The organism is Pseudomonas sp. B21-054 (genome assembly GCF_026016345.1).
In the GTDB taxonomy this organism is placed as follows: domain Bacteria; phylum Pseudomonadota; class Gammaproteobacteria; order Pseudomonadales; family Pseudomonadaceae; genus Aquipseudomonas.
Genome location: NZ_CP087204.1, coordinates 3,593,735 through 3,613,122, shown reverse-complemented (window position 1 = coordinate 3,613,122; position 19,388 = coordinate 3,593,735). Strand labels below are relative to the sequence as shown.

At 62.9% G+C, this 19,388-nt stretch carries 1 protein-coding gene (cut by a window edge); it reads left to right on the top strand.

The window, feature by feature from the left end; genetic code table 11:
* Positions 1-38 precede the first annotated feature (38 nt).
* Positions 39-19,388 carry the 5' portion of a non-ribosomal peptide synthase/polyketide synthase gene (locus LOY70_RS15855; protein ID WP_265028374.1) on the top strand. It continues 9,681 nt past the right edge of the window, so only the first 19,350 of its 29,031 coding nucleotides appear in the window; its start codon is at positions 39-41; the stop codon falls past the right edge of the window.

The window sequence follows — 19,388 nt, the reverse complement described above, 5'->3', positions numbered from 1 at the left end:
GCGTTGTGGGTGTGCGTGCGCGTGTCGGAGGGGCAGGTATGAATCAGTTTCTCCAGCTCTCGACAAGTTACCCTCTGACGACAGCGCAGCGGGACATCTGGCTGGACCAGATGACCAAGGGTGATTCCCCCCTGTACAACATTGGTGGCTATCTCCATATCCAGGGCGCCGTCGACCCTGAGCGTTTTCAGCGGGCGGTCGACCTGTTGATTGAAAAATACGATGCCCTGCGTACGGTATTGCACTACGGCACCGATGGCGTGCCCATGCAGACAATGGCAGAGACATTGGAAGCGTGGGTTCCGGTGCTGGATTTTTCCGATCGGCCTGACCCAGAGGCAGCGGTCCATGCCTGGATGCAACAACGGATGGCGGTCGCCATCAGGTTGGATGAAAGCCCGTTGTTCCGGTTCTATCTGGCTAAACTTGGTGACGCGTCGTTTTATTTTGTGATGCACCTTCACCACATCATCCTGGACGGATGGGGCGTCGGTCTGGTGCTCACTTCGCTGGGTGAACTCTATGACGCCCTGGAGAACGACCAGCCGCCTGACTTGTCGGCACCGTCCTATGTCGGCTTCATCGAAGAAGATGCCCGCTATCGTGATTCCCCTCGCTTCAAGCTCGATGAAGCCTACTGGCTGGACAAGTACCAGGACGTTCCGGATCCACTGTTCATCGCGCGTCACCATGACCAGCAGCCCGGGGTCCTGGCGCCCAGTGCTCAAGCCTTGTATCGCTTCGCCCATAGCTTGAGCGATCGAATCGACGTCCTGGCGCAAGCGCATCAGGCGTCACGTTTTTCGGTGCTGCTGGCTGCACTGTATGTCTTTTTCATACGGACCACCCAGCGTGATGAGTTGGTGATCGGCCTGCCGATCCTGAACCGCCCCAATGCAACCTTCAAGAAAACGGCGGGGTTGTTCACGCAGGTCAGTGCGGTGCGCTTCAAGTTCGCCAGCGACTTGTCATTTGGTGAGTTGATACGTGGCGTGACCCGCACACTCAAACAGGATTATCGCAACCAGCGGTTCCCCCTGAGCGAGATGAACCGTTCGCTAGAGTTGCGGCGCGACAACCGCGCGCAGCTGTTCGACGTTTCGTTCTCCTATGAGCAGGAAGATCGTCGGTTCATGTTCGGACAGGCGCCGGCTCATTTTGTAATGGGCTCCAATGGCCAGGAACAGATGCCGCTGTCCATCCATATCCGGAGCAACCCGCACGACGACAATGCCTGGCTGCACTGGATCTACAACGAAAGCTACTTCCAGGCCGATGAAATCGAGTCGATGGCCGACCGATTCATGCACGTGCTGGAGCAAGGCTTGCGTGACGATACATTGCCGGTCGAGGGTTTCATTCTGCCGACTGCGGCCGAAGCGGACATGCTCCAGGCCTGGAACGCGAGCGATGCGCGCACGTATGAGCATGACCACACGATCCATGGGCTGTTCGAAGCGCAGGCGCGGGCGCGAGCTGACGCGGTAGCGGTGGTGCATGAAGACCGTTGCCTGACTTATGGCGAACTCAACGCCCGGGCGAATCAGGTGGCGCACCGGTTGTTAATCCTCGGAGTCCGTCCGGACGACCGCGTGGCGATCTGTGTTGAGCGCGGTCTGGACATGATCATCGGCCTGCTGGGCATCCTGAAGTCCGGTGCCGGCTATGTGCCGCTGGATCCGGCCTATCCCCAGGAGCGCCTGGCCTTCATGCTCGACGACAGTGCGCCGGTTGCTTTGCTCACTCAATCGACGCTGCAGGTTCAGCTGCCGACGTTGCAAGTCCCGGTGTTGTTGCTTGACCGGGCCGAAGCGGCGGGTATCAGCGCACAGCCACGGTTCAATCCTGATGTGCGTGGCCTGGCGTCGCACCACTTGGCCTATGTGATCTACACCTCGGGTTCCACCGGCCTGCCCAAGGGCGTGATGGTCGAGCACCGCAACGTCGCGCGGCTGTTCTCGGCGACCCAACCCTGGTTCGATTTTGGTCCGCAGGACGTGTGGGCGCTGTTCCATTCCTTCGCCTTCGATTTCTCGGTCTGGGAAATCTGGGGCGCGTTGACCCACGGTGGTCGCTTGCTGGTGGTGCCGCAACTGGTCAGTCGTTCTCCGCAAGACTGCTACGCGCTGCTGTGCGAGGCCGGTGTGACCGTGCTGAACCAGACGCCAAGCGCGTTCCGGCAACTGATCGTGGCCCAGGGTGAGAGCGACCAGCGCCACAGCCTGCGCCAGGTGATCTTTGGCGGTGAAGCGCTGGAAACCAGCATGCTCAAGCCGTGGTATGCCCGTGCGACCAACGCCGGGACGCAGTTGGTGAACATGTACGGCATCACCGAAACGACGGTGCATGTGACCTACCGCGCGTTGTGTGCCGCGGATGCGCAGCTGACCGGCGTCAGCCCGATCGGCAAGCGTATTCCCGATCTGCGCCTGTACCTGCTCGACAAGTACGGCCAACCGGTGCCGGTAGGCGTGGAGGGCGAGTTGTATGTGGGGGGCGCGGGCGTGGCGCGGGGTTACCTGAACCGGCCGCAGCTTGACGAAACGCGATTCCTGGCCGACCCGTTCGACGGTGGTGCTCATGGGCGAATGTACCGTACCGGGGACCTTGGCCGCTGGCTGAAAAACGGTGAACTGGAATACCTGGGGCGCAACGATGAACAGGTAAAGATCCGTGGTTTCCGCATTGAGCTGGGCGAGGTCGAAGCGAAGCTGGCGGTATGTGCGCAGGTGCGCGAAGCGGTGGTGATCGCCCGTGAAGACGACCCGGGGGACAAACGCCTGGTCGCTTATGTGGTGGCCGATGCCGGCGCGCAACTTTCGGCGGCTGACCTGCGAGATCAATTGCTGGGCTTGCTGGCGGACTACATGGTGCCGAGTGCATTCGTGTTGCTGGATGCGCTCCCATTGACGACCAACGGCAAGCTGGACCGCAAGGCCCTGCCGGCGCCCGATTCACAGGCCTATGCCCGGCGCAGCTACGAAGCCCCGGAAGGCGAAGTGGAAACTGTCCTGGCCAGGCTTTGGGCCGAACTGCTCGGTGTGGAACAGGTGGGTCGACACGATCGGTTCTTCGAACTGGGCGGCCACTCGTTGCTGGCGGTCAAGCTGATCGAACGCATGCGCCAGGTCAAGCTGTACGCCGATGTGGGGATTCTCTTCGGCCAGCCGACGTTGGCCTCGCTGGCCGCCGCCACGGGTGCCAGCAATGGCATCGTGGTACCGGACAACATGATTGCCCACGGGGTCGAACGCATCACCCCGGACATGCTGCCACTGGCAACGCTGACCCAGGACGAGATCGATCGAGTGGTCGCGGCAGTGCCGGGCGGCGTGGGCAATGTCCAGGATATCTACGGGCTCGTGCCGTTGCAGGAAGGCATCCTGTATCACCACCTGGCGACCGAGGAAGGCGATCCGTACCTGTTGCAGATTCTGTTGCGCATCGACAGTCGCGAACAGCTCGATGCTATCGTGCAGGCTCTGCAAGTGGCGATTGAACGCCATGACATTCTGCGTACCTCGGTGGCGTGGGAAGGCTTGGGCGAGCCGGTCCAGGTGGTCTGGCGCCAGGCACGGCTGATGGTCGAAGAACTCGGCCTGGATGCGGCTGAAGGCGATATCGCTGGCCAAATGCAGCGCCGTTTCGATCCGCGTCACACCCGCTTCGATCTGCGCCAGGCGCCAATGATGCGCCTTCATTTCACCGAAGATGTCGCCCACGGCACCTGGGTCGCGGTGTTGTTGTTCCATCACCTGATCGACGACGCCACCTCCTTGGGGATGCTGGGCAAGGAGATCGAGGCGCATCTGGAGGGCCGTTCGGCCGAACTGCCGGTATCGGTGCCTTACCGCAACTATGTGGCGCAGGTACGGCTGGCAGGCAATCACGAACACCATGAGGCGTTCTTCAGCGAGATGCTGGGGGACATAGACGAGCCGACATTACCATTCGGTCTGCGGGATGTGCAGGGCGACGGTGTCGGTGTCGAAGAGACGGTGTTGCCGCTGGCCGCCGATCTGGCCCAGCGGTTGCGTACCCAGGCACGGCGCCTGGGAGTGAGTACGGCCAGCCTGCATCACTTGGCCTGGGGTCAGGTGGTGGGGCGTTTGTCCGGTCGCCAGGAGGTGGTGTTCGGCACGGTACTGATGGGCCGCCTGCACAGTGGGCAGGAAGCCGGCCATGCCCTGGGCATGTTCGTCAACACACTGCCCTTGCGCGTCGAAGCGGGAGGCCAGGGGGTATTGGCCGCGCTGAAAGCGACCCACGCACGGTTGGCGACCTTGCTGAGGCATGAACACGCGCCATTGTCCTTGGCGCAGCGTTGCAGCGGCGTCGCCGCGCCGACCCCCTTGTTCAGCGCGCTGATGAATTACCGGCAGACAGCCGTGGCGGCGCAGGAGCCCAAGGCGGTCGGTGAAGGGCGGCGCTGGGCCGGAGCGCAAATTCTGAGTGGCGAGGAGCGCACCAACTATCCGCTGACGCTGTCCGTGGACGATCTCGGCGATGGCTTCAGCCTGACCGTTCAAGCGGTGGTCGAAATCGGCGCGCGGCGGATCGGCGCCTATATGGAGGCGGCGTTGACGAGCCTGGCGGCGGCGTTGGAGCGTGCGGTGGAATCGCCACTGGCGGATTTGACGATTTTGCCGGCCTTGGAGCGTGAACAACTGCTGGTGACATTCAACGCCACCGAGGCCGACTATCCGCAACAGCAGACGATTCATGGGTTGTTCGAAGAACAGGTCCAGCGTACGCCGGATGCCGTGGCGGTGATCCGTGGCGAGCAGCGCCTGAGCTACCGCGAGTTGAACGAGCGGGCTAACCGCCTGGCCCATTACTTGCGCAAGCAGGGGGTGAAGCCCGATTCGCGGGTGGCGATCTGCGTCGAACGCGGTATCGACATGGTCGTGGGGTTGCTGGCGATTCTCAAGGCCGGCGGCGGTTATGTACCGCTGGATCCGGCGTATCCGCTGGATCGCATCGCCTACATGCTGGAAGACAGTGCGCCGGCGGCGGTGTTGGCGCAGGACGCTACAGTCGGCTTGTTGAGCGATGCCTCGATGGCAGTGATCAATCTCGACAGCGGCTTGTGGCAGGGCGAATCCGTCCAGAATCCCGAGGTGGCTGAGCTGACGTCTTCGCACCTGGCCTATGTCATTTACACCTCGGGTTCGACCGGTCTGCCCAAAGGCGTGATGATCGAACACCGCAACACGGTGAACTTCCTGACCTGGGCCCATCGTTCGTTCGATTCGCAGACCTTGGCTAAAACCCTGTTCTCGACTTCGCTGAACTTCGACCTGGCGGTCTACGAGTGCTTCGCCCCGTTGACCTCGGGTGGCAGCATCGAAGTGGTCACTAATGTGCTGGAACTGAAGGAAGGCGAGCACGACATCACCTTGATCAACACCGTGCCGTCGGCGCTCAAGGCCTTGCTGGAATCCGGCGGATTGGGCGAGGGCGTCGATACGGTCAACGTCGCCGGTGAAGCCTTGAAGCGCAGCCTGGTGGAAACCTTGTTCGAACAGACCCAGGTCAAGCGCCTGTGCAACCTCTACGGTCCTTCGGAAACCACGACTTACTCAAGCTGGATATCGATGGCCCGCGAAGACGGGTTTGCCGCGCACATCGGCAAACCGGTGGCCAACACCCAGTTCTATCTGTTGGATGAACACGGGCAACCGGTGCCACTGGGCGTGCCGGGTGAAATCTACATCGGTGGTGCTGGGGTCGCTCGTGGTTATCTCAATCGCGATGACCTGACGGCTGAACGCTTCCTCAAGGACCCGTTCAGTACCTCTGTAAACGCCCGCATGTATCGCACGGGCGACTTGGGCCGCTACCTGCCGGACGGCAACATCGAATACCTGGGCCGCAATGACGACCAGGTCAAGATCCGTGGTTTCCGCATCGAACTGGGGGAGATCGAAGCCAAACTCGCCCAGGCGCCAAATATCAAGGAAACCGTAGTCCTGGCCCGTGAAGACGTGCCGGGGGACAAGCGCCTGGTGGCCTATTTCACCCAACATTCGCCGGACGAAGCAGTAGAGATCGAAACCCTGCGCACGCACCTGCAAGCGCAGCTGCCGGCCTACATGGTGCCCGTCGCCTACGTGCGCCTGGATGTCTTGCCACTGACCCCCAACGGTAAACTCGACCGCAAGGCCCTGCCGGCGCCGGACCTCGATGCGCTGGTGACTCGTGGCTACGAAGCCCCGCAAGGCGAGGTCGAAACCACCCTGGCGCAGATCTGGCAAGATTTGCTCAAGGTCGAACGCGTGGGCCGTCATGACCATTTCTTCGAACTGGGCGGGCACTCGCTACTGGCCGTCAGCCTGATCGAGCGCATGCGCCAGGCCGGCTTGAGCGCCGATGTGCGCATATTGTTCAATCAACCGACCTTGGCCGCGCTGGCCGCCGCAGTGGGCACCGGCAACGAGGTGACTGTCCCGGCAAACCTGATTCCTTTGGCTTGCGAACACATCACCCCAGCCATGCTGCCGCTGGCGAAGTTGAGTCAGGAGGCCATCGATCGCATCGTATCGACGGTGCCGGGCGGTGCGCGCAACGTGCAGGACATCTATCCGCTGGCGCCGCTGCAGGAAGGCATTCTTTACCATCACCTCGCCGCCGAACAAGGCGACCCTTACGTGCTGCAAGCGCAGTTCACCTTCGACAGCCGCGAACGCCTGGACGATTTCACCCAGGCCTTGCAGGGAGTAATCGACCGCCATGACATCTTGAGGTCATCCATGGCCTGGGAAGGGCTGGACGAGTCGGTGCAAGTGGTCTGGCGCAAGGCGGTCCTGGGTGTTGAGCACGTCATCCCGCACCATGAGGAGGGTGACATTCTCGCTCAGTTGAAGGCGAGCTTCGACGTCAGTCACCAGCGCCTGGATATCCGCCAGGCGCCGTTGATGCGCGTTCGGTTCGCCCAGGACGCCGCCAACCAGCGTTGGTTGGCGACCCTGCTGGTCCATCACATGGCGCTCGACCACACGGCGCTGGAAGTGATGCGCCACGAGATCCAGATGCACTTGCAGGGCCACGCCGGTCAGTTGGGTGATGCGGTGCCTTACCGCAACTATGTGGCCCAGGTCTGCCTGGGCGTGAGTCGTGAAGAGCACGAAGGGTTTTTCCGCGCGATGCTCGGCGACATCGACGAACCGACGCTGCCGTTCGGCTTGCAGGATGTCCGTGGCGATGGCAGCAGTATCGAGGAAGCCCAGCAGGCCATCTCGACGGAGCTGAGCCGCCGTCTGCGTCTGCAGGCGCGCCAATTGGGCGTGAGTGCCGCGAGCCTGTATCACCTGGCCTGGGCCCAGGTGCTGGGTCGGGTTTCGGGGCGCGAGGACGTGGTGTTCGGCACGGTGCTGATGGGGCGGATGCAGGGCGGCGAAGGGGCCGACCGGGCCTTGGGAATGTTCATCAATACCTTGCCGATCAGTGTGCAAGTCGGTGCACAAAGTGTGCGCGACGGCGTGCTGGCAACTCACGCGCGGCTGAGCGGGCTGTTGGGCCATGAGCATGCTTCCCTGGCGCTGGCCCAACGTTGCAGTGGCGTGGTTGCACCGACGCCCTTGTTCAGTGCATTGCTCAACTATCGTCATTCGGTCGCCGAACCTGATGCGTTACAAGCGTCGTCGACCTGGGAAGGGATCGAGGAACTGGGCGGTGAAGAACGCACCAACTATCCACTGGTGCTGTCCGTGGATGATCTCGGCGAAGGCTTCAGCCTGACCGTTCAGGCGGTGGCCGAAATCGGCGCACGGCGGATCGGCGCCTATATGGAAGCGGCATTGACGAGCCTGGTCGTGGCGTTGGAGGGTGCGGCTGGAACGTCATTGTCTGATTTGACGATCTTGCCAGCGCAGGAGCGTGATCGGGTGTTGGTGGGGTTCAACGCCACCGAGGCGGATTATCCGCAGCAGCAGACGATTCATGGGTTGTTCGAGGACCAGGTCCAGCGTACGCCGGATGCCGTGGCGGTGATCCGTGGCGAGCAGCGCCTGACTTATCACGAGTTGAACGAACGGGCCAACCGCCTGGCCCATTACCTGCGCAAACAGGGCGTGCAGCCCGATTCGCGGGTGGCGATCTGTGTCGAGCGTGGCATCGACATGGTCGTGGGGCTGCTGGCGATTCTCAAGGCTGGCGGCGGTTATGTGCCGTTGGATCCGGCGTATCCGCTGGATCGCATCGCCTACATGCTGGACGACAGTGCGCCGGCGGCGGTGTTGGCGCAGGACGCTACAGTCGGCTTGTTGAGCGATGCCTCGATGGCAGTGATCAATCTCGACAGTGGCTTGTGGCAGGGCGAATCGCCGCTGAATCCTGAAGTCACTGGCCTGACGTCCTGGCACTTGGCTTATGTCATCTACACCTCGGGCTCGACCGGTCTGCCCAAGGGCGTGATGATCGAACACCGCAACACGGTGAACTTCCTGACCTGGGCCCATCGCTCGTTTGACGCTCAAACCCTGTCGAAAACCCTGTTCTCGACGTCGCTGAACTTCGACCTGGCGGTCTACGAGTGCTTCGCGCCGCTGACCTCGGGTGGCAGCATCGAAGTGGTCACTAATGTGCTGGAACTGCAACAGGGCGAGCACGACATCACCTTGATCAACACCGTGCCGTCGGCGCTCAAAGCGTTGCTGGAGTCTGGCGGTGTAGGCGAGGGCGTCGATACGGTCAACGTCGCCGGTGAAGCCTTGAAGCGCAGCCTGGTGGAGACGTTGTTCGCGCAAACCCAGGTCAAGCGTTTGTGCAACCTTTATGGCCCGTCGGAAACCACGACTTACTCGAGCTGGGTATCGATGGCCCGCGAGGACGGGTTTGCCGCGCACATCGGCAAACCGGTGGCGAACACCCAGTTCTATCTGTTGGATGAACATAAACAACCCGTGCCACTGGGCGTGCCGGGCGAAATCTACATCGGTGGTGCCGGGGTGGCTCGCGGTTATCTCAATCGTGATGACTTGACGGCCGAGCGTTTCCTGAAAGATCCGTTCAGCACGGCTCCGAACGCCCGCATGTATCGCACTGGCGACTTGGGCCGCTACCTGCCGGACGGCAACATCGAATACCTGGGCCGTAATGACGACCAGGTGAAGATCCGTGGTTTCCGCATCGAGCTGGGGGAGATCGAAGCCAAGCTCGCGCAACACGATGCCTTGAACGAAACCGTAGTCCTGGCCCGTGAGGACGTACCGGGCGACAAGCGCCTGGTCGCCTATTTCACCCAGCATGCGCCAGACGAGTCGGTAGACATCGAAGCCTTGCGCGCCTACCTGCAGGCATTGTTGCCGACCTACATGGTGCCGGTGGCCTACGTGCGCCTGGATGCCTTGCCCCTGACGCCGAACGGCAAGCTCGACCGCAAGGCCCTGCCGGCACCAGACCTCGATGCCGTCATCACCCGTGGCTACGAAGCCCCGCAAGGCGAGGCTGAAACCACCTTGGCGCAAATCTGGCAGGATTTGCTGGGCCTGCAACAGGTCGGTCGCCATGATCACTTCTTCGAGCTGGGCGGGCATTCCCTATTGGCGGTCACGCTGATCGAGCGCATGCGCCAGGCCGGCTTGAGCGCCGACGTGCGCATATTGTTCGGCCAGCCAACCCTCGCGGCGTTGGCGGCGGCAGTGGGAGGCAGCAACGAAATCGTGGTGCCAGCCAACCGGATCGCGCTCGACTGCGAGCGGATCACGCCTGACATGCTGACGCTGGCAAGTCTCGACCAGGATGCCATCGACCGCATCGTGTCCACCGTGCCGGGTGGTGCGCGCAACGTGCAGGACATCTATCCGTTGGCGCCCCTGCAGGAAGGCATTCTTTACCATCACCTCGCCGCCGAACAAGGCGACCCTTACGTGCTGCAAACGCAGTTCGCCTTCGACAACCGCGAACGCCTCGACGCGTTCACCCAGGCCCTGCAAAGCGTCATTGACCGCCACGACATCTTGAGGTCGTCCATGGCCTGGGAAGGGCTGGACGAGCCGGTGCAAGTGGTCTGGCGCAAGGCGGTACTGGGTGTTGAGCAGGTCATCCCGCACGATGAAGAGGGTGACATTCTCGCGCAGTTGAAGGCGAGCTTCGACGTCAGTCACCAGCGCCTGGATATCCGCCAGGCGCCGTTGATGTGCGTCCGCTTCGCAGAGGACGCCGTCAACCAGCGTTGGCTGGCGACCTTGCTGTTCCATCACATGGCGCTCGACCATACGGCGCTGGAAGTGGTGCGTCACGAGATGCAGGCGTACCTGGCGGGCCAAGCCGGTCAGTTGGGTGATGCGGTGCCTTACCGCAACTATGTGGCCCAGGTCTGCCTGGGCGTGAGTCGTGAAGAGCACGAAGGGTTTTTCCGCGCGATGCTCGGCGACATCGACGAACCGACGCTGCCGTTCGGCTTGCAGGATGTCCGAGGCGATGGCAGCGGTATCGAAGAAGCCCGACAGGCTATCGCGACCGACTTGAGTCGACGCCTGCGGACCCAGGCCCGTCGCTTGGGGGTGAGTGCGGCAGCCTTGCATCACCTGGCCTGGGCCCAGGTGCTGGGCCGGGTTTCGGGGCGCGAAGACGTGGTGTTCGGCACCGTGCTGATGGGGCGGATGCAGGGCGGCGAAGGCGCCGACCGCGCCTTGGGAATGTTCATCAACACCTTGCCGATTGGCGTGCAGGTCGGTGCGCAAAGCGTGCGCGACGCTGTACGGGCGACCCATACGCGGTTGAGCGGCTTGTTGGGCCATGAACATGCTTCCCTGGCGTTGGCCCAACGTTGCAGTGGCGTGGTTGCACCGACGCCCTTGTTCAGTGCTTTGCTCAACTACCGTCATTCGGTCGCCGAGCCCATCGCGCTGCAAACCTCGTCAGCCTGGCAGGGTATCGAGATACTGGAGAGCGAAGAACGCACCAATTATCCGTTGACGATGAGCGTCGATGACCTGGGTGAAGACTTCAGCCTGACGGTGCTGGTCGAGTCCCGGGTCGGTGCCCAGCGCATCTGTGGCTATATGCAGGTGGCGCTGGAAAATCTGGTCGATGCGTTGGAACATGCGCCGCAGACGCCGATGCACAGCCTGGCAGTATTGCCGCTGGCCGAACGTAAGCAACTCCTTGAAAGCTGGAATGCGACAGCGACGATCTATGCCCATGACCCGCTGATCCATCGGCAGTTCGAGGCCCAGGCCGCGGCACATCCGCAAGCGGTGGCAGTGGTGCATGCAGGCCAGAGCCTGACTTACTGTGAACTCAACGCCCGGGCGAACCAGGTTGCACATCGCCTGTTGGCCCTGGGCGTCTGCCCGGACGATCGGGTGGCGATCTGTGTCGAGCGCAGCCTGGAAATGATCGTCGGCCTGTTGGGCGTGCTGAAGGCCGGCGCGGGCTATGTCCCCGTGGACCCGGCCTATCCAACGGAACGTATTGCCTACCTGTTGCAGGACAGCGCACCGGTCGCGGTGTTGGCGCAGGCCGTCACCCTGGATTTGCTGGCCGTTGGCGCGGTGCCGGTCATCGAGCTCGATAGCGCCGATTGGCAGGGCGAGTCCGTCTCCAACCCCGAGGTGCCGGGGCTCGAAGCCCGTCACCTGGCGTACGTGATCTACACGTCCGGCTCGACCGGTCTACCCAAGGGCGTGATGGTCGAGCATCGCAACCTCAGCAACCTGGTGGGCTGGCATTGCCAGGCCTTCGATGTGAAACGCGGCAGCCGCACCTCCAGTGTCGCCGGTTTCGGTTTCGATGCGGCGGCCTGGGAGATCTGGCCTTCGTTGTGCGCGGGGGCGACGTTGCTGTTGCCACCGGCCCATGCGGGTAGCGAAGACGTCGGTGCACTGCTCGACTGGTGGCAGGCCCAGGCGCTGGACGTGTGCTTCCTGCCCACGCCCATTGCCGAATATGCGTTTGGCCGCAACCTGGGGCACGATCAACTGCGCACCTTGCTGATTGGTGGCGACCGCCTGCGCAAGCTACCGGCCGATCTGCCCTTCGAACTGATCAACAACTACGGCCCCACGGAAACGACGGTGGTGGCCACCTCGGGGCGGATCGATGCCTCGCAAACGGTGTTGCATATCGGTAAGCCGGTGGCCAACACCCAGGTCTACCTGCTCGATGCCCACCTGCAGCCGGTTCCGGTCGGCGTGGCGGGTGAGCTGTACATTGGTGGCGCCGGGGTTGCCCGGGGTTATTTGAACCGTGGGCAATTGACCGCCGAGCGCTTTGTGAAGGACCCGTTCAGCGCCACGCAGGACGCGCGGATGTACCGCACCGGCGACCTGGGGCGCTACTTGCCCGACGGCAACATCGACTACCTGGGGCGCAACGACAGCCAACTGAAGATCCGCGGCTTGCGCATCGAACTGGGTGAAATAGAAGCCAGGCTCGGCGCTTGCGCCGGTGTGCGGGAGGCCGTTGTCGTCGCGGTGGGAGAGGCCCCGGATGACCAGCGCCTGGTGGCGTATTACACGGCGCACGACACCCTGGATCAAGCGCTGACCGCCGATAGCCTGCGCGAACAATTGCAGGTGCACCTGCCCAGCCACATGGTGCCGGCAGCCTACATGTGCCTGGACGCCTTGCCTTTGACCCCGAACGGTAAACTCGACCATCGGGCCTTGCCTGTCCCGGACAGCGAGGCCTATTCGGGGCGCGGCTACGAAGCCCCGCAAGGCGAAGTCGAAACGGCATTGGCACGGATCTGGTCCGAGCTGCTCAAGGTCGAGCAGGTGGGTCGTTACGACAATTTCTTTGAGCTGGGCGGGCATTCGCTCATGGCCGTCAGCCTGATCGAGCGGATGCGCCAGGCCGGCTTGAGTGCCGACGTGCGCGTGCTGTTCAGTCAACCGACCCTGGCCGCGCTGGCCGCCGCCGTCGGCAGTGGCAGCGAGGTCAGGGTCCCGGCGAACTTGATTCCCTTGGACTGTGAACACATCACCCCGGCGATGCTGCCGCTGGTCGCTCTGGACCCACACGCCATCGAGCGCGTCGTGTCGACAGTCCCGGGTGGTGCGCGCAATGTGCAGGACATCTATCCGCTGGCCCCGCTGCAGGAAGGCATTCTCTACCATCACCTCTCGGCCGAGCAGGGCGATCCCTACCTGCTCCAGACGCTGTTCGCTTTCGAGACCCAGGATCGTCTGGAAGACTTCGCGCGCGCGTTGCAACAGGTCATCGATCGTCACGACATTCTCAGGACATCGATACGTTGGGAAGGATTCGAGCAACCCTTGCAGATCGTCTGGCGCAAAGCCCTGCTGAGACGGCAAGAGGTCCCACTGGACCCGGTCGACGGCGATGCCGCGGCGCAACTGTATGAGCGTTTCGATTCCAGGCATCACCGTCTGGATATTACCCAGGCACCCATGTTGCGTCTTGTGCATGCCCACGACACGGAGAATGACCGCTGGCTGGCGATGCTGCTGTTCCACCACATGACGCTGGACCACACCGCGCTGGACGTGATGCAACACGAAATACAGGCCTGTCTCTCGGGACAGGCGGCGCAGTTGGGCGCCGCGATGCCGTATCGCAACTATGTGGCCCAGGCCCGCCTGGGTGTGAGTGGCGAAGCCCACGAACGTTTTTTCCGCGACATGCTTGGCGACGTCGACGAGCCGACGCTACCGTTCGGCTTACAGGATGTGCAAGGCGATGGCAGCGGCATCGAGGAGGTGCGCCAGGAGGTCGCGGCCGACCTGAGTCGCCGGTTGCGGGTCCAGGCGCGTCAGCTCGGGGTGAGCGCGGCGAGCGTGTATCACCTGGTTTGGGCACAAGTCCTGGGCCAGGTGTCGGGCAAGGACGATGTGGTGTTCGGCACGGTGCTGATGGGCCGGATGCAGGGCGGCGAGGGCGCCGATCGGGCGCTGGGCATGTTCATCAATACGCTGCCCTTGCGGGTGAGCGTGGCGCAGGCCGGCGTCCGTGCCGGCATCAAGGCGACCCATGCAAGTCTGACCGCGTTGCTGGGCCATGAACACGCTTCCTTGGCGTTGGCGCAACGTTGCAGTGGCGTGCAAGCGCCAACACCCTTGTTCAGTGCCTTGCTCAACTACCGTCATACCGGGGCGACAACCGCGATCGAGCTATTGCCGGCCTGGAACGGCATCCAGATACTCAGTAGCGAGGAGCGGACCAACTACCCGATGACGTTGTCGGTGGATGATCAGGGCGAGGCGTTCAGCTTTACCGTCATGACCCCGGCGCGCATTGGTGCGCAGCGGCTGTGCGGTTATGTGCAGCACACGCTGGAAAACCTGGTCGGCATGCTCGAACAGGCGCCGGACCGGCCATTGCAGCACCTGTCGATCCTGCCGGCCTCGGAACGTGAGCAACTGCTGGTGACGTTCAACGCCACCGAGGCGGATTATCCGCAGCAGCAGACGGTTCACGGGTTGTTCGAAGAGCAAGTCCAGCGCACGCCGGATGCGGTGGCGGTGATCCGTGGCGAGCAGCGCCTGACTTATCACGAGTTGAACGAGCGGGCCAACCGCTTGGCCCATTACCTGCGCAAACAGGGCGTAGAGCCCGATTCGCGGGTGGCGATCTGTGTCGAGCGCGGTATCGACATGGTTGTGGGGTTGCTGGCGATTCTCAAGGCTGGCGGCGGTTATGTGCCGCTGGATCCGGCGTATCCGCTGGACCGCATCGCCTACATGCTGGACGACAGTGCACCAGCGGCGGTGTTGGCGCAGACGGCGACCCTTGAATTGCTGGCCGACGCATCGATGCCTGTGATCAATCTCGACGGCGGCGATTGGCAGGACGAGTCCGTCCAAAATCCGCAGGTGGCTGAGCTGACGTCTTCGCACCTGGCCTATGTCATCTACACCTCCGGTTCGACCGGTCTGCCTAAAGGCGTGATGATCGAACACCGCAACACGGTGAACTTCCTGACCTGGGCCCATCGTTCGTTCGATTCGCAGACCTTGGCTAAAACCCTGTTTTCGACTTCGCTGAACTTCGACCTGGCGGTCTACGAGTGCTTCGCGCCGTTGACCTCGGGTGGCAGCATCGAAGTGGTCACTAATGTGCTGGAACTGCAACAGGGCGAGCACGACATCACGCTGATCAACACCGTGCCGTCGGCGCTCAAGGCGTTGCTGGAGTCCGGCGGATTGGGCGAGGGCGTTGATACGGTGAACGTGGCCGGTGAAGCCTTGAAGCGCAGCCTGGTGGAGACGTTGTTCGCGCAAACCCAGGTCAAGCGTTTGTGCAACCTCTATGGCCCATCGGAAACCACGACCTATTCAAGTTGGGTATCGATGGCCCGTGAAGACGGGTTTGCCGCGCACATCGGAAAACCGGTGGCGAACACCCAGTTCTATCTGCTGGACGAGCACAAACAACCCGTGCCGCTGGGCGTGCCGGGTGAAATCTACATCGGTGGTGCCGGGGTCGCTCGTGGTTATCTGAACCGTGATGACCTGACGGCAGAGCGCTTCCTCAAGGACCCGTTCAGTACCTCTGTAAACGCCCGCATGTATCGCACGGGCGACTTGGGCCGCTACCTGCCGGACGGCAACATCGAATACCTGGGCCGCAATGACGACCAGGTCAAGATCCGTGGTTTCCGCATCGAACTGGGGGAGATCGAAGCCAAACTCGCCCAGGCGCCAAATATCAAGGAAACCGTAGTCCTGGCCCGTGAAGACGTGCCGGGGGACAAGCGCCTGGTGGCCTATTTCACCCAACATTCGCCGGACGAAGCAGTAGAGATCGAAACCCTGCGCACGCACCTGCAAGCGCAGCTGCCGGCCTACATGGTGCCCGTCGCCTACGTGCGCCTGGATGTCTTGCCACTGACCCCCAACGGTAAACTCGACCGCAAGGCCTTGCCGGCGCCGGACCTCGATGCGCTAGTGACGCGTGGCTACGAAGCCCCGCAAGGCGAGGTCGAAACCACCCTGGCGCAGATCTGGCAAGACTTGCTCAAGGTCGAACGCGTGGGCCGTCATGACCACTTCTTCGAACTGGGCGGGCATTCCCTGCTGGCCGTCAGCCTGATCGAGCGCATGCGCCAGGCCGGCTTGAGCGCCGACGTGCGCGTACTGTTCGGCCAGCCCACCCTGGCCGCGCTGGCGGCGGCAGTGGGGGGCGGCAGTGAAGTCGACGTGCCGGTCAACGGCATCCCGTTCGGCTGCGAGCGGATCACGCCCGACATGCTGACGCTGACCAGCCTCGACCAGGACGCCATCGACCGCATTGTGGCGACAGTGCCGGGTGGCGCGCGCAACGTGCAAGAGATCTACCCGGTGGCACCGCTGCAGGAAGGCATTCTTTACCATCACCTCGCCGCCGAGCAGGGCGATCCCTATGTCTTGCACGCGCAGTTTGCCTTTGACAGTCGCGAACGCCTCGACGCGTTCACCCAGGCCCTGCAAAGCGTCATTGACCGCCACGACATCTTGCGCACCGCTATCCTCTGGGAAGGTCTCGACGGGCCTCGACAAGTGGTCTGGCGCGAAGCGCGGCTGGGGCTTGAAGAACTGGTGCTGGACCCGCAGGCCGGAGCGATCGCCCAACAGCTGCAGCACCGTTTCGACGTCCGGCACTATGCCCTGGACATGACCCAGGCCCCGCTGATGCGCCTGGCCTTTGCCCAAGACAAGCCCAACCAGCGCTGGGTAGCGATGCTGTTGTTCCATCACATCGCCCTCGATCATGCGGCGCTGAAAGTCGTGCAGAGCGAGATGCAGGCCTACCTGCTGGGGCAGGCCGGTCAATTGGACGTCCCGGTACCGTATCGCAACTACGTGGCCCAGGCGTGCCTGGGTGTGGATCGTGAAGCGCAGGAAGGGTTCTTCCGTGACATGTTGGGTGATGTCGACGAACCCACGCTGCCGTTCGGTTTGCAGCAGGTGCAGGGTGATGGCCATGACATCGAGGATGCGAGCCTGGTGCTCGACGGCGACTTGAGTCGTCGGCTGCGGCGCCTGGCACGCCAGTCGGGCGTGGGCGTCGCCAGTTTGCATCACTTGGCCTGGGCGCAAGTGCTGGGGCAGGCGTCCGGCAAGCAGGACGTGGTGTTCGGTACCGTGCTGATGGGCCGGATGCAGGGCGGCCAGGGTGCTGACCGGGCGTTGGGCATGTTCATCAACACCTTGCCCCTTCGTGTGAGCGTGGGCGACCAGGCCGTCAAGGCCGGCGTCAAGGCGGTCCACGGACAATTGACCGCACTGTTGGGCCACGAGCACGCCTCGCTGGCAGTGGCCCAGCGTTGCAGCGGCGTGGCTGCGCCACTGCCGCTGTTCAGCGCCTTGCTGAACTACCGCAACTCCAGCGAACAGGCCGATACAGAAGCGGCGCTGCTGGCCTGGCAGGGCATTGAGACGCTGGGTGGCGAAGCACGTACCAACTACCCATTGACGCTGTGTATCGACGACTTGGGTGAAGATTTCGCCCTGACCGTGCTGGCCACGAGCGGTGTCGGTGCGCAGCGGGTCTGTGCCTACATGGCGACCGCGCTGCAAAGCCTGGCAACGGCGTTGGAATCCGCCCCGACATCACGCTTGCAAACGCTGGCGGTACTGCCGCAAGCCGAGCGTCATCAGGTACTGACCGGCTTCAACGCCACTGCCCGACGCTATCCCCAGGACAGGACCGTCCATGGTCTGTTCGAGGCGCAGGCCAACGAGCGTCCGCAAGCCATTGCCGCCGTGCACGACGCACACAGCCTGACCTACGCCGAATTGAACCAGCGAGCCAATCGCCTGGCCCGTCATCTGGTTGGCCTCGGTGTGCAACCGGGCGATCGGGTGGCGATTGCGCTGGAGCGTTCGCTCGAGCTGCTGGTCAGCCAACTGGCGATCTTCAAGTGCGCCGCGGTCTATGTCCCTCTGGATGTCAGCGCACCCCTGGAGCGCCAGCAGTTCATGGTGCAGGACAGCGGGGCACAGGTCGTGCTGACGTCGGGTGCGGCGGTAGCACCTGAAGCCTCGCAACGGGTGGATCTGGATACGCTGGCCTTCAATGAAGCCGCCGATAACCTCCACCTGACGCAAGACGGCGAGTCGGTGGCCTACATCATGTACACCTCCGGTTCCACCGGCACCCCGAAAGGCGTGCGGGTGCCGCACCGGGCGATCAACCGCTTGGTGATCAACAACGGCTACGCCGACTTCAATGCCCAGGACCGGGTCGCCTTTGCTTCCAATCCAGCCTTCGACGCCAGCACCCTCGACGTCTGGGCACCGTTGCTCAACGGCGGTTGCGTGGTGGTGGTCGAGCAGGATGTGCTGCTGTCCCAGGAGCGCTTTGCTGCACTGTTGCGCGAGCAATCGGTCAGCGTGCTGTGGATGACCGCGGGCCTGTTCCATCAATACGCCGCAGGGCTGATGTCGGTGTTCGCCCAATTGCGCTACCTGATCGTCGGTGGCGATGTGCTCGACCCAGCGGTGATCGGCCGCGTCCTGAAGGAAGGCGCGCCGCTGCACCTGCTCAACGGTTATGGTCCGACCGAAGCCACCACGTTTACCACCACCCACGAGATCACCCGCGTGGGCGAGGGCGGAATCCCGATTGGTCGGCCCATCGGCAACACCCGCGTCTATGTCTTGGACGTCAATCAGCAGCCAGTGCCTATCGGTGTGGCCGGCGAGTTGTACATCGGTGGCGACGGCGTGGCGAAGGGATATCTGAACCGTCCCGAGCTGAGCGCCGAGAAGTTTATCGCCGACCCGTTCAGTTCCGATCCCGGTGCCTTGCTCTACCGCACCGGCGACCTGGCGCGCTGGCGCACGGACGGCACGGTCGACTACCTGGGGCGCAATGACGACCAGGTAAAGATCCGTGGTTTCCGCATCGAACTGGGCGAGATCGAAGCCCGGTTAGGCCAGCATGACGAGGTCAAGGACGCGGTGGTGCTGGTGCGCGAAGACGCCCCGGGTGAGAAGCGCCTGGTGGCGTACTTCACGCCGCGGGACCTGGACGTTGCATCGCACATCGAGACCCTGCGTACTCATTTGCAGGGGCAATTGCCGGACTACATGATTCCGGTGGCCTACGTTCGCCTCCACACATTGCCGTTGACCGCCAACGGCAAGCTCGACCGCCGTGCACTGCCGGCGCCGGACAACGATGCTTATGTCAGCCGTGAATATGAAGCGCCGCAAGGCGAGGTCGAGCAGCTCTTGGCACAACTCTGGGCCGAGCTGCTCAGGGTTGAGCAAGTGGGTCGCCATGACAATTTCTTCGAACTGGGCGGCCATTCGCTGTTGGCCGTCACGCTGATCGAACGCATGCGCCAGGTCGGCTTGAGCGCCGACGTGCGGGTGTTGTTCAGCCAGCCGACCCTGGCCGCACTGGGCGCGGCGATTGGTAGCGGCAGGGAAGTCAGCGTTCCGGCGAACCTGATTCCTTTGCACTGCGAACACATCACCCCTGATCTGTTACCG